We start from the raw sequence: 13712 nt of genomic DNA, 5'->3' as shown, positions 1-13712 counted from the left end.
TTGATCAACGTGGCGATCGATTATAGAAACGTTACAGATTGTGCCAACAATTATCAAACGCTCAACCTGGAGGAGGCAGAGAAACCCTATCCCCTACCCCCGCATCTAAAAATTCCCAGTTGCAAACTGATATCCTTGGTAAAAGAGAAGAGTGAGTAACACCTTATCCTCATTCTTCATTGATTTAATATGACTTCGATTTCGCCTTCTCTACGCCAACAGCAACACCCTTTAATTCGCAATTTAGCCAACATGATCGAGCGCGTGTGGCAGCAACACTTAGATCTGTCACCCTACGACCTGCCCGAAGATTTAGGCTACGTAGAAGGACGAATGGAAGGTGAAAAACTGGTGATTGAAAATCGCTGCTATCAATCGCCGCAGTTCCGCAAACTTCATCTCGAACTGGCAAAGCTTGGAAACTCGCTGGATATCTTGCACTGTGTCATGTTTCCGCGTCCAGAGTATGCGTTACCGATGTTCGGAGCCGATCTAGTCGGCGGACGTGGCGGACAAATTAGCTTAGCGATCGCCGATCTCTCTCCAATTAGTGCCGATCGCCAACTTCCCGAAGACTATCAAACCGCACTCAACGCCGTTCCTGAAACTGAGTTTGTGCAGCGACGAGCGGTTCCAGAATGGGGTGATATCTTTTCTGATTTCTGTTTGCTGGTACGTCCGAGCAGTCCAGAAGAAGAAGCAGCATTTTTAGAGCAAGTACGATCGTATTTAGAAATTCACTGTCAAACGGCGATCGCCACTGATCCAACTCCAGAGCAAAGCGCCGAAATTCTGGCGGGACAGCGATACTACTGCACTCAGCAGCAGCAAAACGACAAAACCCGCCGAGTGCTGGAAAAAGCCTTCGGCACAGCGTGGGCAGATCGCTACATCACCACCGTTTTGTTTGACATGCCTGAGTAATGCTTCGAGGGCGCGGGGAATCTTAAACAAAGATTTCTGCGGTGCTACCACGATGTTAAAAGCTAAATCGGCTCTTTCCTGGGAATGTTCGGCTCAATCGGCTTTCGTGCCGCTCTCGTATGAGGGTGAGATCGTTGGATTTTGCCATCCGAAAAATGCAGCAGCGATCGCCAAATCGCTCAATGAAGCAGAACTGTTTCGCAAAGCCTTGTATCTTGCGTGTTATGACCTAATCGCCCGCACGGGTGGATCATCCGATCGTGTTGGCGACCTTGTGCAGCAATATTTAGCAAAGGTTGGAAGACCCCTACAAGGAAGCGCGCTGATCGCAGTCATGCTGCGGGAACGGCAAACCGATCTAGACCTGACCGAAGAAGAGTTTGCAAAATTCTGTGATTCTTACCGCCTATCTCGCGTAGAACTCCGGGGAATCTATCAAGGTGCAGAAGTAGAAAGTCATCAACTGATTCCACTATCTCGGATTCTTGGAAAGACCGTCGATGAAGTGATCGAAGCGTGGAAAGGAGAAGCGTAACTTATATCCGCTTAAACTATCCGCTTAAACTTGTCGTTAACAGTGTTACGCGAAAGTGGTAGTGTGAGTTTAGATATTTGTCGAGACTAACTTAACAAGGTGGGCTATGGCACAGCGGACTCGATTGGGAGACATCCTCAAACCTTTGAATTCAGAATACGGTAAAGTCGTTCCCGGATGGGGCACAACGCCTTTGATGGGCATTTTTATGGCGTTGTTTTTGGTCTTCCTGCTGATTATTCTGCAAATTTATAACCAAGAACTCATTCTCAACGGTTTTGATGTGGATTGGGGCGGTTAGAACGATCGCCGCATGGTTAGCATATGCGCTCCCGGATTCGTCCGGGATTTTTTTTACAAAGCGCATTAGAGACGATCGTGAAACTCGACAGAACAACCTTCTAGAATAGAAGCTACCCCTTACTCGGAGATTGTTATGAACTTTTTCGGCATTGGCTTACCGGAAATGGTCTTGATTTTGGTGGTTGCATTACTGGTGTTTGGTCCGAAAAAGCTTCCCGAAATCGGACGCAGCATGGGTAAAGCAATTCGCAGCTTCCAAGATGCTTCAAAAGAATTTGAAAACGAATTTAAGCGCGAAGCTGAGCAAATCACTACCGCTACGCCCCAATCGATGCAAGCGACCTTAGAAGAGAAACCGACGCTTGCCCCAGCGGAAACCGATCATGACAAAACCGACGAGCCAATTACCGCGACCGTCGAGAAAGATTAGAGTTTTATGTCCGAAGTGCCTCAGTTAGCTCAATTGCCTCAATTAATTGTCGGCTTGGGAAATCCCGGCAGCAAATACGAAAATACCCGCCACAATGTCGGATTTCTCGCGCTCGATCGCCTCGCCGATCGCTGGCAAATTCGCCTCTCTGAAACGAAGAAGTTTCAGGGCTTTTTTGGAGAAGGTATGAGTCCTGCGGGCAAAATTCGCTTGCTCAAACCGACCACCTACATGAACCTGTCTGGACAATCGATCCGGGCTGTAGTGGATTGGTACAAGCTCCCCCCCGAATCGGTGATGGTAATTTACGACGATATGGATTTACCCGTCGGTCGGCTGAGAATTCGTTTGTCGGGTTCGGCGGGTGGGCAAAATGGCATGAAATCGGCGATCGCTCATTTGGGAACGCAGCAGTTTCCTCGGTTGCGAATTGGTATCGGCAGTGCCAAGTCGAGCGAGAAAGATGCGGTATCTCATGTACTAGGCACTTTTGCGCCAAACGAGAAAAGCGCGATCGATGAAGTTTTGGACTTGACCGTGAGCGCGATCGAACTCAGCCTCAAGCAAGGGGTTGAAAAAGCGATGAGCCTTTATAACAATCAGATCGTAGAGCCGAAACCGTAAATCATCCAATTGTGAGCAAACGTTTACCAGAAACCACTGCCCATGTCCGCATTCTCCGTCAGTCCTGGCAGCAGGGCAGCATCGAGGGTGAAGTGCGGGCAAATGAGTATGAGTGGCAGTTTCACTGGCATTTTCGGCGCGGCTTGTTGAGTATTCAACCTTCGTTGGGGCGTGCTTTGATTAAAGAGCCGCTGGGACGATTTCTCGAAGCTAAAGACTATCAGCTTGAACCTGGTGGAGATTATTCGTTCACGATTCGAGCAGAGTTGTAGATTTATCAAATTTAAGATTCTTACGCGGGTCAAGTGGGGTACTTCGTCGATCGTGCGTGTTAGAACAAAGCTATCCCTTTAAGAAACACGATTATGGGAAGCTTTGTTACAGTCTTTTTTACAGCGTTGGTGATCCTGGCGCTGAACGGGCTGAAGGTCGATCGAGAATATCAGCGCGGCGTGATTTTCCGGTTGGGACGTGCTAAAGGCACGATGGGGCCTGGAATGTACTGGATTATTCCCTGGGTTGATCAGAAAGTTCAGGTAGATATTCGTACCAAAACCGTCAATATTGAACCGCAAGAAACGATTACCGCAGATAGCGTCACTGTTCGCGTCAATGCTGTTCTGTACTATCGAATTCTTGATCCGACTAAAGCGATCAACCGTGTCGAGAATTATGAAGTGGCAGTGTATCAAGTCGCTTTAACCAGCTTAAGAAACGTGGTCGGTCAGAATATGCTGGATGAAGTGCTACAGCATCGCGACAAGATCAATTCGCGGGTTCAAGAAATTGTGGATGAGATTACTGAGCCTTGGGGAATTGTGCTAGAGCGAGTTGAGATCAAAGATGTCGAGATTCCAGCCAGTATGCAACGGGCGATGGCAAAAGAAGCGGAAGCGACACGGGAAAAGCGATCGCGCTTGATCAAAGCTTCGGCAGAACAAGAGGCATCGCTGAAACTGGCAGAAGCTTCACAGAATATGAGCCAAAATCCGGCGGCACTGGAGCTTCGACGCTTGCAAATGTTGACGGAAATTGGGGCGGAGAATAATACGACGACGATCATAATGATGCCGTCTGATTTTATTAATGCCGCACGTCGCTTAGCAGAGCCTTCAACTTCCTCAACGAACGGGCAGGAGGCACAGCCTTTTCACCCCGAAGTTCTCTTCACACCGAAGAGAACGGATCGAGAATAGAGAAAGTTTTGAATTTGTGCAGCACTGCGCTCGGAGTTTGAGTAATTGATTATTCGTTGAACCGGTAGAAATCTCTCTACCGGTTTTTTTGTCAACGATTACGCCAGATATGCCTCTAAATCTTCAGATCCACCAACCAGTACGCCATCGACAAATACCTGCGGCACTGTAGTTGCACCCGTTACCGCTCGTAAGGTGCGAGGGCTGGCATCCCGACCCAAAATGATCTCTTCATAGTCGAGGTCATGCTCTTTCAGCATTCGTTTTGCTTTAGCGCAGAACGGACATCCAATTTTTGTGAACAGTGAGATCGCTTTTGGTTTCTCTGCGGTTTCATTAATGTACTTCAGCATCGTGTCAGCATCTGACACTTTGAATGGGTCTCCGGGTTCGTCGGGTTCGATGAACATTTTCTCGATCGTTCCATCTTTTACGAGCATCGAATAGCGCCATGATCGTTTTCCGAATCCAAGATCGCTTTTATCGACCAGCATCCCCATGCCGTCGGTAAATTCTCCATTCCCGTCAGGAATCATGCGGACGTTTTCGGCGTTCTGAGATTTGCACCATTCAGTCATCACAAACGCATCATTCACAGAGATGCAAATAATATCATCGACACCATTCGCTTTGAATACCTTTGACAGTTCGTTGTAGCCAGGAACGTGCGTTGATGAACAGGTTGGTGTGAATGCTCCTGGTAGTGAGAACACAATCACTGTCTTACCTGCAAATAATTCATGTGTTGTGATGGTGACCCATTCATTGTTTTCGCGGGTGCGGAAAGCGACATTCGGAACTTTTTGCCCGGAGCGATCGATGAACATAAGCGCTTCTCTCTTTTTAAGTTGCTTTATTTCTTTAGAAAGCGTACTCGGAATGAGTACGACTTGTCAAGCGTAGAACGATCGTTTTTGCCACAACAAATGATTTCACAAAAAAAGAACGATCGCCATAAAGTGCACGATCGTTCGCTGAATGACAATTTGCGGCAATGTTACGCCCAAGCAGGACTTCTGAGAAATTCAAGCAGTTCTCGATTCACGGTTTGCGGGACTTCCTGCTGAATCCAATGCCCACAGTGCGGGATCAATTTGAACTTAAACGGAGCCGAAATCCACTGCTCGATCCCGTCCATCAACTTCGGACTGAGAATCGAATCTTCGTCACCCCAAAGCACCAAGGTCGGAACCGAAATCGGATCGGGCGATCGCATCCAATCCCGCATCCAGTGCCCGGATAAAAATAGCTGACGATAGTAATTCATGGCAGCAGCGATCGCCCCCGGTTTTTGCAGCGCTGTTTGATACTTCTGAACCAGGTCTTGAGTAAACACTCCCTTGCGGACGGCTTGCTCTTGCAGCATATTCTGCACAAATGCTCTCATGTTCGACTGAATCAGCCACTCTGGTAAGTTAGGAACCTGAAACGCCAGCACATACCAACTCCGACGCAGTTGATCCAAGTTGCCGAGTAAATCTTTGGCGAATCGCTGCGGGTGTGGAGCGCTGAGGAGCGCCAAGCGATCGAGTGAACTCGGAAATTTCTGCGCCAATCGCCACGCGATCGCACCGCCCCAGTCGTGCCCCACCACATGAGCGCGATCGTAGCCTAAGCGATCGATCAAGCTACGAATATCTGCGCTTAAGGTATCGAGGTCGTACCCGCTCGCGGGCTTTTCTGAATCGTTATAGCCTCTGAGATCGGGAACAACTACCTTAAAATGCCGTGCTAGTGCTGGAATCTGATAGCGCCATGAATACCAAAACTCAGGAAATCCGTGCAGTAGAAGAACTAAGTCTCCCTCTCCTTGTGTCACATAATGCAATCGGATTTGGTTGGCTTCAATGAATTGATGCTGCCAATTAGAGTCAGGAACGGTCATAAGTTATCTTTATAGCAGCCCCGGATGCGATGGCACTTTGGCGTGAGGCGCAACGGGCTGCGTTAACGAATGCACCTCGCTTTCTGCCAAATTATCTCATTGAAAGCGCACCCGCAGAAACGAGGAGATCACTGACCGTTAAATGATGCTGGCTTATCGTAAGCTTTCGACAGGTGCGATCGGGCGGTAGTCGGATGGCTTAATCTGATACTTCACCAAGTTTGCTAACTCTTGAAGCTGGCTGATCGCTTCCGCGCCCTCAAGCTTCATTAATTCTCGATCGTCACGCATTTCCGTCCAGGTGATGCCATAGTCGGATACCAAGAACCGAATCAGGTGGTTATTGCCCAGACTCACCATAAACGAAGCGCTATTCATTTGACCGCCACAGGTGTAACAAGATGCCAAGTAACCCCGGTTCTCCAACACGGTTGCTAGTGCTTGGAGATTCATTACCAGATCTTGAACAAATTGACGGTGTTGCTCTGCTAGTCGTAAGAACACAATTGTCCTCCAATCACCACGATTAATTCTAAACCTTATCTTAAGAATTCAACGTTTATTTCCCTGATAATATAGCGCGATCGCGCAAATACCGAAGAAAATAGGTGTTAAATAAAATACCTTAACGAGAGTCATATTACCCGACTGAACCACTAGCTAAAGTAGCGAACGCAACAAGCCCAAGAAAGCATAGGGCTCTTAATATTTCGTACTATTGTTTAGGTAAAGTTTGAAGCTTGTTACGCTTGCTAACTTCGAGAAGTAATCAAGCCCCCTGACTGAAGCTGTCCTCATTGTAGATAGGGGATCACGCAATTGGGGGGAATTGATCCGTAGAGTTCATCGAATCAATACGAAATTCTTATTAAAGCAATAAAGGGGATCAATTGATCCCCTTTATCAACCAATAAATCGCCTTTTTCCTGTTAGAAATAAATCTAATTGGCTTGCCACCAACCCGCCGCAGGGCCAACAAATCGAACGACAATCCACGCAACTACAAGTAGGGCAATGCCAGTCCAAGCTCCGGTGGATGTCCACTTCATAAACTGCTGCGTTTGGGTTTTGGTTAGGGGCAACCAGGGCGCAATTCTGGATTCTTTACCGTAATTGTCACCCAATGATTCTTTCCGACGTTTTGCTTCTCCCATAGATTTTTATGCGTTGAGGTGTATTAATGCGATCATATCGCGTTTGATTCGTCGCCTACATCGCTGAAGAGCGTGTCATCCAGGTAGTTAATGCGGGCGAAGGGACTGAGTGCAGTTAAGACTTGGCTGCCGTAGCTGCGGTGAAGAACGCGAGTATCGAGCAATGCGACGACTCCCTGACTTTCGCGCACCGGGGAGACAGCGCGTTGAAGTTCGCTCAGGGCTTGCGGTAAGAGGTAGAGCCGAAACCAGTCTTGACGATGCTGTTTATAGTGAGCAACGCGACCTGCAACTAGAGGATGCTCTAGTGAGGGAATCGGTAACGTGGCGATCGCTAGCATTTGGGGCGCAGGTAAAACGCCTTGATGCTCCCGCCAAAATTCCCAGCCGGTGACTAAAATTCCGTTGTCCTCAAGACAGGTACGCTCGACTTGGACTCTAGAGCCAAATTCCGCTGCCAAAATTGACCCAACTTGAGATTTTAACGGTGTATCGCCGACAAGAATGACGGAAAAGGCTTGAGAAGAAATTGCGAGGAGCGATCGCAGTTCTCGCAGCAATGCTCCCTGAAATTGGGGTGTATTCGGTAAAGGAATACCTTCAGGCTGATAAAGCTGAACCAGGTCTTCTTGGCGATCGAGCGCAAATTTCAAGCAGGTTAAATCGGCTTCGAGACCGATCGAGGCTCGATAGATCGTGGCATCCGAGTCCAGGTCTAATGCTCCACCGATGAGTACAGTCGGTTGCTGTGACCAAATCGGGGCAAGCGATGAAGCTACTTCGACCGGAGCGCAGTGGAGGGAAAACTGCCCGGATTGGCGCGCGATCATTACCCAGGTCAAGCGCTCTGCTTTGTTGAACTGCTCAAAAAATCGTACCCAGTTCGGCGGCAAAGATTCGGTTAATTGCTGATGGAGATCGGTGAGAATGTCGCGTTCGGATTGCTCGAATAGATAACACTCGTAAGGGTTTGCAGGGTGCTGAAAAACAGCGCGAATCAACTGAATGCGCGCATCTCGAATCAAATCGACCTGAGCAGGACAGGCAAGCATCAGCGCTTCCCAATCAGCGGATTCGATATTAAAGGTCAGTTGCTCTCGCGTCCAGGCTTCTAGATCATCCACGCCGTCGATGATTGTGGGAATTCCGGGGGGGAATCTGCTCTCATTGTTGAGTCGATCGCTCAGCCACGCTTGTGGAGTGGTAATTAAAATCCCTTTGTAATCGGGAGAAGGAGCGCGATCGCTAACCTGAATCGGTTTTGGGTGAGTGATCCACTGATGCAGCCGGGGAACTTCAACTCTTAAAATCCGCTGCTGGATCATTTCAGGCACAACCAGAACCACAGGTTCGTGCCACATCAAAATCGGCACAAGATAGCTTAAACGGTAGCGTCCCTGAAGATCTGAGGGTGCGCCCGTTTGAATCAGGGCACTCCGACCGATACGAAGCGCCCGTGCGACCAATCGTGCCATTGTCAGATGGTGCGACCAGTACAATTCGCCTTGCTCTCTGAGAAAGGCTCGCAGTTGTTGATGGACTTCTACCTCAATCACACGCTTCGCTCACTGCGGAACTAAACCATCATTTTGACACACTGATAAAAAACCCTGTGGCGAGATAACTTGCCACAGGGTTTTTTAATTTCTAATCGTTGCGATTAACGGCGGCGACCGCTACCAAAGGAAGAACGCGATCGTGTTCCGCTACCAAATCCACCCGGACGGTTGACTCGGCTGGGTGTAGAGCGATTCGATCGGCGTAAGGTGCTGGTTCCATAGCCCGATCCGGTGGGTCGATCGTTGCTAATCCGGGGACGCGCAACACGCGGATTATTAAATCCAGGCGATCCAATGCGTCCGGTCGAGCGGAAGACCTGACGGTTGCGTTCGACCGCAGGCGGTGCTTGATAGCGCTGCTGATAGCGATTGACGGCTTGACCGTAGGAAGAGCCATATCCGCCAAATCCTGTCATCGGCACTCCGGGCTGATAGAACGGGGGCACGTAATATTGGGGACGGAAGAGGAGGCTACCGATCGCTTGACCCGCAACTGCGCCCGCAAACGGTGCCCAGAAATTCGGTTCTTGTCGCACAACGACTGTCTCCGTTCGTCCAGTTTGAGGATTGGTGACGTTTTCCGTGACGTTGTGAACGTACTCGATTTTGAAGTCTTCGGGAATATGCAGTGAAACTTGTCCGTTTTCGGATTTGAGATAGCCTTTTTGACCCGCACTTACTTCTTCTGGAGTGAGTTGAGCCAAGGGTAAATTCTCCGTTCTAAACGACGAATTGACTCCTGCAGGTGTGTCTCTCAGCAGTACGGTATATTCACCAGTCCCATCATCGAAGGTCGCTTGCTGAACGGCGAACTTTCCATCCGGTAGTTTTTGAGTAGCGCGGCTGGTTGCGGCTGGGCGATTCGATTCAGTCCGGATCGGGTCGCCGATCGACGAGCTGCCACAACCGACCGTTGTCCAGCAGAGCGCAACTGACATGGAGAGAGCAAGAAATTTTCGCATCATCGATCGCGCGAGTTTAATAGAGAACATTCGGCTTTACCTCTTTACCGTTCTAGAGTCTTTTTCTACACTATTCAGCATCCTAACGAGAGAAGGCTGTGTATTTCTAGAGGGGGATCAGTTCGGGGAAAAATTCCAGCAAATGATCGGAGTTGAGTTCGTCGCCGAGACGCGAAGGAGAAAAGTGAACTTGAATCGCTCGTAATCGCTCTTGGTAGTGCAGGTTAATGATTGCCTTGAGTCCTGTCGCCATCGCTCTAAGATCAGCAAGGTCAGTTTCGAGCTCAGGAACTTCTCCTTCTGCTGCGATCGTAATCATTACGATCAAATTCTGCGTCACGGGTAACGTCAATGGATCGGTCGTAGTTCCCGTATCGGGTTCAAGTTCGGGGGCACTGAGATAACGCTGGGCTGAATCGGTGAATAGTTCATTCACATAGTCTCCCGCTTCGCCTTCATCCGAAATCGCATCGCCTTCGTTTGCTGCCGATCGCCAATAGGTCTGATATTGCAGCAAACTCTGACAAATTTCGACCAAGCCTTCGCCTAAGACTTGCAGATCGCCTTCGGACTGGAGCGCTTTTCGACCTGCTTGGTTGAGGATACCGAGCAGTGGCGCAACTTCATCTCCTGCTAGATGCAGGAAGATGCGGCAGACCACAAAGCGATTTCTACCTGTAAATCGATTAAACCGATCACGTAAACTCATAAAAACAACCTGAATTCTATTTATAAACAAGGGACAACGTACTAAACTTTCGGAATGAGAACGTCTGTCATAAGTCAGGCGTTTCTTGCGCTTCACATTATCTTGTGCGGATGACTTTGAGGAGCCAGACCGTGTGATAGAGAGGCACTTAAGCGCAGCCGCTCATTTCTTTTTAGTTGTGACCGCCATTTTCACTCCATTAATTCTTCAATCACAGCTGTCGAGCTGATTCTCAGCACTCGCGTCTTAGTAAGGCTAGAACATTATCAAACTTAAGCCTCAACACTCTAGAAATCTGAGACTAAACCAATTCGATAGGTTAAACCCGGTTGATAGATGCGATTGACTTTTTCATAGCTGCGATCGGCAAGATTTTCGAGAAACACGGTGAGACCCAATCCACGCGTCACCGGAATCCGCAAGCCCAGATCAAAACTAATCCAAGATGGTGAAAACTCGCGGGGATTATCATTTACTAGCGTGAATAAAGCACGTCGTGCGCCGCTAAAGTAGTTGGCATATAAATTCACTTCCCAACCGTTTGAAGCATAACCGATGCCAAATCGTGCGACCGAAAACGGAATCGTACTTAACTGCAATCCTCGTTCTGCACCACTACCAATCTTGGCATCGGTGTAAGTATAGTTCACAAAGGTAGACCACTGTGGGGAAACCTGCCAGCGCAATGCTGCCTCAATGCCATTCGTATTGACCAAGCCAACATTTGTCCATTGTCCCGATTGAACGGCAATGCGATCGTTTAACCGACTACCAAAGTATGTGAACTGCGCTGCGAAGCTTTTCGCGAGTTGCACATCCAATCCAGCCGTCCAAGACGATCCGATTTCAGGCTTGAGGTCAGGATTCGGCAACCAGTTGTGAACCGTATCAAACGCATACAGTTGATCTAAGCCCGGATTGCGATGGACAGAGCCCCAACTTCCCCGGAGTGCAAGACCGGATGAGAGTGCCCAACGCGCTCCGACACTGGGATTGAGATAACTCCCAAATTCGCTAGTAAAGTTCTGGCGCAATCCAAATTCTGCCTGGAAATTGTTGGTAATCTGCCAAGTATTCAAGGCAAACAAGGCAGCTTGAATGCGATCGCGATCGAACTCTCCATTAAATCGAGCCAATTGCGGCAGTGTACTAAAAGCTTCTCCGTTGAGCAGCGAATTTTGCAGATCTACACCCCAACGCAGATTGTTCGTTTTGCTCGTTTGCCAATTGTGTTCGACTCTGGCATTCAAGCCGCGAGAGTTCAGAATGCCACGGCGAAAGAATGTGGTTTGTGTCGGTCCGTAAGTACTAAAGTAGTCTTGATTAAACGACAACGTGGTATTGAGCGTAGAGTCTTGCCTGTTTCCTAGCAGGGCTTTCCAAGCTAAGCCGACATTCACCGTGTCGTGATCTAAGCGATCGCGCTGTAATGGAAATCCAAAGTACAAGAGTCCGCGCCGACTTGTGACTGTTGAGACATCTAAGCTGACCGAGTTGCGATCGCCAAGGTCGAAACTCAGATTGCCATAGTAATTATCTTGAGTCGAATCGCCGTTAAACAGTCGCCCATCCAAGCCCCGATTCGCAGCTCCAACCGGAACACGATAATCATTGTCCGCCTTGAATCGCTGATAGCTCAATAGATAGTTCACGTCTCCGAATGAGCCAGAGTAGATGCCGCGATAGTTCGAGGAGCTAAACGATCCTAACTGAGCAAAGCCATTGAACTGTGGAAGACCAGTCCCTTTCTTTGTGACGACATTCACCACACCGCCGATCGCTTCAGAGCCGTAGAGAGTCGCGGCCGTTCCGCTCGATAGTTCGACTTGCTCGATCGCGCCTGTAGGAATTGAGTTGAGATCAGTGCCACCGTGATAGATATTGACATTTGTTCCGATCGGTCTACCGTTGAGCAGAAACACGGATTGATTGATCGAAGCCCCCCGGTAAAAGGTTCCAGTGTGAATATCCGCACCAAAGCCGACATCATTGACAGCAAATCCAGGCAATCCCCGCAAAATCTCGGCTAAACTATCCGAACTCTCACGCCGAATTTCGTTAGAGTCGATCGTATAAACCGGAGTTGAGGTTGGCTTTTGAAGCTTCTCGACTCCAATAATTTCTTCCTCTTCTTCTTCCGCAGCGGAATCTGGAGCTTGACTATCTGGAGCTTGACTCTCTTGTGCAATTTCTACGGTGTTATCACTTGTTGATGAAAAATCGAATTGCAGTAAACGAGCATCAGTCAGTGGCTTTTGAAAGTCACGCAGATTAGCAAGTGTGGATGATGGTTGTGAAATCCTAACGTTCTTTAAAGAATGATCTGAAGCGGGGTTTGCTGATGCTTCTGAACTATAGCTTAATTCTATAATCGTGCAAAACCATGCCGCGCCAGATATAAACGCGATGCCAAGTGAATGAAATTTCATCAGGATTGTGATGTGACTAGATGCTTAAGTTGCTATTTAAGCTTTGAGCTTAGTAATGCTATGTAGTCACTTGTATAGAAGGTTGTCAGGCGCGCTGTCAAACGACACCGCGTCGTAGTTCAATCGTCAGGGAGGACGATTCTTTTGCTTCTTTCTTGTCGCGTTCGTCTGTCGACGTTGCGTAGCAATCGCCATTTTCACCAGTATTGTCAACTTAATCCGAGTCGTGACAGCAGTGCGATATTACCTGTAATGGGTTGATGGAAGCATTTCGTCGGAGCGTCTCTAGCCGATCGGGACATTACGAAAAACACGGACGTTTGGAATATCCAAATCAATGCGATCGAGATCCTTCGGCACTCGCACTGTCACCGAAGCATTGACTGTCGCGCCCGGACTTAAGCTTGCCATTGTGACGAACTGACTATTCGGGGTTTGGGCACTCACTGCTGTGTATTTCTCGTTGGTGCGAGTGTTCAGCGCGTAAGCGTTGGGTAAATCGATTTCTGTGAGTCCCTGTGCGGGTTGATCGAGGCGACGAATCCGGAGTTGAATTGTGGCGAGATTGGGATTTCCAGACTGGGTGACTCGGTTTGCCGATAGAATTTCAACTTCGCCCGATTGATCTAGGGTCGGTTGGCGATAACGACCGGGTTCGACTTGTTGAAATCGATTTTGGGCAATCATCGGCGCGATCGGACGACTAATACCTTGATTGGGCGAACCTGACTGCGCTGGATTGGGTGCAGGTTCACTTTGTCGCCGCAGACTACTTGCTTGAATTGCGGCAAAGCAACTAAGAAAGAAAGCAATCACCGACAGCAAGAGGGCTAGACCCGAAGCAATGTCAGTCATCGGTGTGCCTTGATGTGAATTCACCCTAGGCGGAACCGGTAGGGGATCGGCGCGACGTGGAGAATCGAGATCTGGTTCTAAAGCTTTTCGGGGGGGAGTGTTCCGTTCTTGCACCATCATGCTCACCATCAAGGGATTGTCGCTCAA

Annotated in this window: 16 protein-coding genes; 7 read left to right on the top strand and 9 right to left on the bottom strand. The window is 48.8% G+C overall.

The window, feature by feature from the left end; all coding sequences use genetic code 11:
- Positions 1–189: 189 nt before the first annotated feature.
- The 7 genes from NC980_RS17360 (at position 190) to NC980_RS17330 (ending at position 4012) form a co-directional block, all read left to right on the top strand.
- Positions 190–924 (top strand): phycocyanobilin:ferredoxin oxidoreductase, encoded by a 735-nt coding sequence (locus tag NC980_RS17360; protein ID WP_190376448.1) that lies wholly within the window; start codon positions 190–192, stop codon positions 922–924.
- 52 nt (positions 925–976) lie between these two features.
- Positions 977–1459, top strand: a complete 483-nt coding sequence (locus NC980_RS17355) for a hypothetical protein (RefSeq protein ID WP_190376447.1) — start codon at positions 977–979, stop codon at positions 1457–1459.
- A 106-nt stretch (positions 1460–1565) separates the two neighbouring features.
- Positions 1566–1760: a photosystem II reaction center protein PsbH gene (gene psbH / locus NC980_RS17350; protein ID WP_059000601.1), complete on the top strand. Its 195-nt coding sequence runs from the start codon at positions 1566–1568 to the stop codon at positions 1758–1760.
- A gap of 135 nt (positions 1761–1895) precedes the next feature.
- Positions 1896–2192 carry a TatA/E family twin arginine-targeting protein translocase gene (locus tag NC980_RS17345; RefSeq protein WP_190376446.1) on the top strand — a complete coding sequence of 99 codons (297 nt, stop codon included), beginning with the start codon at positions 1896–1898 and terminating at the stop codon, positions 2190–2192.
- Positions 2193–2198: 6 nt separating this feature from the next.
- The gene (gene pth, locus NC980_RS17340; protein WP_190376445.1) at positions 2199–2816 is read left to right on the top strand and encodes an aminoacyl-tRNA hydrolase; all 618 of its coding nucleotides are present in this window, start codon (positions 2199–2201) and stop codon (positions 2814–2816) included.
- 8 nt (positions 2817–2824) lie between these two features.
- The gene (locus NC980_RS17335) at positions 2825–3088 is read left to right on the top strand and encodes a DUF3146 family protein (protein ID WP_190376502.1); all 264 of its coding nucleotides are present in this window, start codon (positions 2825–2827) and stop codon (positions 3086–3088) included.
- Positions 3089–3181: 93 nt separating this feature from the next.
- A complete protein-coding gene (locus tag NC980_RS17330) occupies positions 3182–4012 on the top strand; it encodes a slipin family protein (RefSeq protein WP_190376444.1) in 831 nt (276 codons plus the stop codon).
- 98 nt (positions 4013–4110) lie between these two features.
- On the opposite strand, the gene NC980_RS17325 is transcribed toward NC980_RS17330, so the two are convergent.
- The 9 genes from NC980_RS17325 to NC980_RS17285 form a co-directional block, all read right to left on the bottom strand.
- On the bottom strand, positions 4111–4839 hold the full coding sequence (locus NC980_RS17325; RefSeq protein ID WP_190376443.1) for a glutathione peroxidase: 729 nt from the start codon (positions 4837–4839) through the stop codon (positions 4111–4113).
- A gap of 170 nt (positions 4840–5009) precedes the next feature.
- Positions 5010–5897 carry an alpha/beta hydrolase gene (locus tag NC980_RS17320; protein WP_190376442.1) on the bottom strand — a complete coding sequence of 296 codons (888 nt, stop codon included), beginning with the start codon at positions 5895–5897 and terminating at the stop codon, positions 5010–5012.
- A gap of 153 nt (positions 5898–6050) precedes the next feature.
- Complete coding sequence (locus NC980_RS17315) at positions 6051–6401, bottom strand: DUF1815 family protein (RefSeq protein ID WP_190376441.1); 351 nt, start codon at positions 6399–6401, stop codon at positions 6051–6053.
- A gap of 437 nt (positions 6402–6838) precedes the next feature.
- Positions 6839–7051 (bottom strand): DUF2839 domain-containing protein, encoded by a 213-nt coding sequence (locus NC980_RS17310; protein ID WP_190376440.1) that lies wholly within the window; start codon positions 7049–7051, stop codon positions 6839–6841.
- 32 nt (positions 7052–7083) lie between these two features.
- Positions 7084–8607 (bottom strand): ATP-dependent DNA helicase, encoded by a 1524-nt coding sequence (locus NC980_RS17305; RefSeq protein WP_190376439.1) that lies wholly within the window; start codon positions 8605–8607, stop codon positions 7084–7086.
- Positions 8608–8711: 104 nt separating this feature from the next.
- A complete protein-coding gene (locus NC980_RS17300; RefSeq protein ID WP_199298475.1) occupies positions 8712–9602 on the bottom strand; it encodes a hypothetical protein in 891 nt (296 codons plus the stop codon).
- Between the two features lie 76 nt (positions 9603–9678).
- The gene (locus NC980_RS17295) at positions 9679–10281 is read right to left on the bottom strand and encodes a DUF1517 domain-containing protein (RefSeq protein WP_190376438.1); all 603 of its coding nucleotides are present in this window, start codon (positions 10279–10281) and stop codon (positions 9679–9681) included.
- Between the two features lie 287 nt (positions 10282–10568).
- Positions 10569–12710 carry a TonB-dependent receptor gene (locus NC980_RS17290; RefSeq protein WP_190376437.1) on the bottom strand — a complete coding sequence of 714 codons (2142 nt, stop codon included), beginning with the start codon at positions 12708–12710 and terminating at the stop codon, positions 10569–10571.
- Positions 12711–12995: 285 nt separating this feature from the next.
- On the bottom strand, positions 12996–13712 hold the full coding sequence (locus NC980_RS17285) for a hypothetical protein (protein ID WP_190376436.1): 717 nt from the start codon (positions 13710–13712) through the stop codon (positions 12996–12998).

Origin of the sequence: Leptolyngbya sp. AS-A5, from assembly GCF_039962495.1 — a bacterium.
In the GTDB taxonomy this organism is placed as follows: domain Bacteria; phylum Cyanobacteriota; class Cyanobacteriia; order Leptolyngbyales; family Leptolyngbyaceae; genus Leptolyngbya.
This window is presented reverse-complemented; position numbering and strand designations above follow the sequence as displayed.

Coding starts and splice junctions, on each gene's coding strand:
- NC980_RS17360 (WP_190376448.1), top strand. CDS start 190: ATGACTTCGATTTCGCCTTCTCTACGCCAACAGCAACACCCTTTAATT.
- NC980_RS17355 (WP_190376447.1), top strand. CDS start 977: ATGTTAAAAGCTAAATCGGCTCTTTCCTGGGAATGTTCGGCTCAATCG.
- psbH (WP_059000601.1), top strand. CDS start 1,566: ATGGCACAGCGGACTCGATTGGGAGACATCCTCAAACCTTTGAATTCA.
- NC980_RS17345 (WP_190376446.1), top strand. CDS start 1,896: ATGAACTTTTTCGGCATTGGCTTACCGGAAATGGTCTTGATTTTGGTG.
- pth (WP_190376445.1), top strand. CDS start 2,199: ATGTCCGAAGTGCCTCAGTTAGCTCAATTGCCTCAATTAATTGTCGGC.
- NC980_RS17330 (WP_190376444.1), top strand. CDS start 3,182: ATGGGAAGCTTTGTTACAGTCTTTTTTACAGCGTTGGTGATCCTGGCG.
- NC980_RS17325 (WP_190376443.1), bottom strand. CDS start 4,839: ATGTTCATCGATCGCTCCGGGCAAAAAGTTCCGAATGTCGCTTTCCGC.
- NC980_RS17320 (WP_190376442.1), bottom strand. CDS start 5,897: ATGACCGTTCCTGACTCTAATTGGCAGCATCAATTCATTGAAGCCAAC.
- NC980_RS17310 (WP_190376440.1), bottom strand. CDS start 7,051: ATGGGAGAAGCAAAACGTCGGAAAGAATCATTGGGTGACAATTACGGT.
- NC980_RS17300 (WP_199298475.1), bottom strand. CDS start 9,602: ATGTTCTCTATTAAACTCGCGCGATCGATGATGCGAAAATTTCTTGCT.
- NC980_RS17295 (WP_190376438.1), bottom strand. CDS start 10,281: ATGAGTTTACGTGATCGGTTTAATCGATTTACAGGTAGAAATCGCTTT.
- NC980_RS17290 (WP_190376437.1), bottom strand. CDS start 12,710: ATGAAATTTCATTCACTTGGCATCGCGTTTATATCTGGCGCGGCATGG.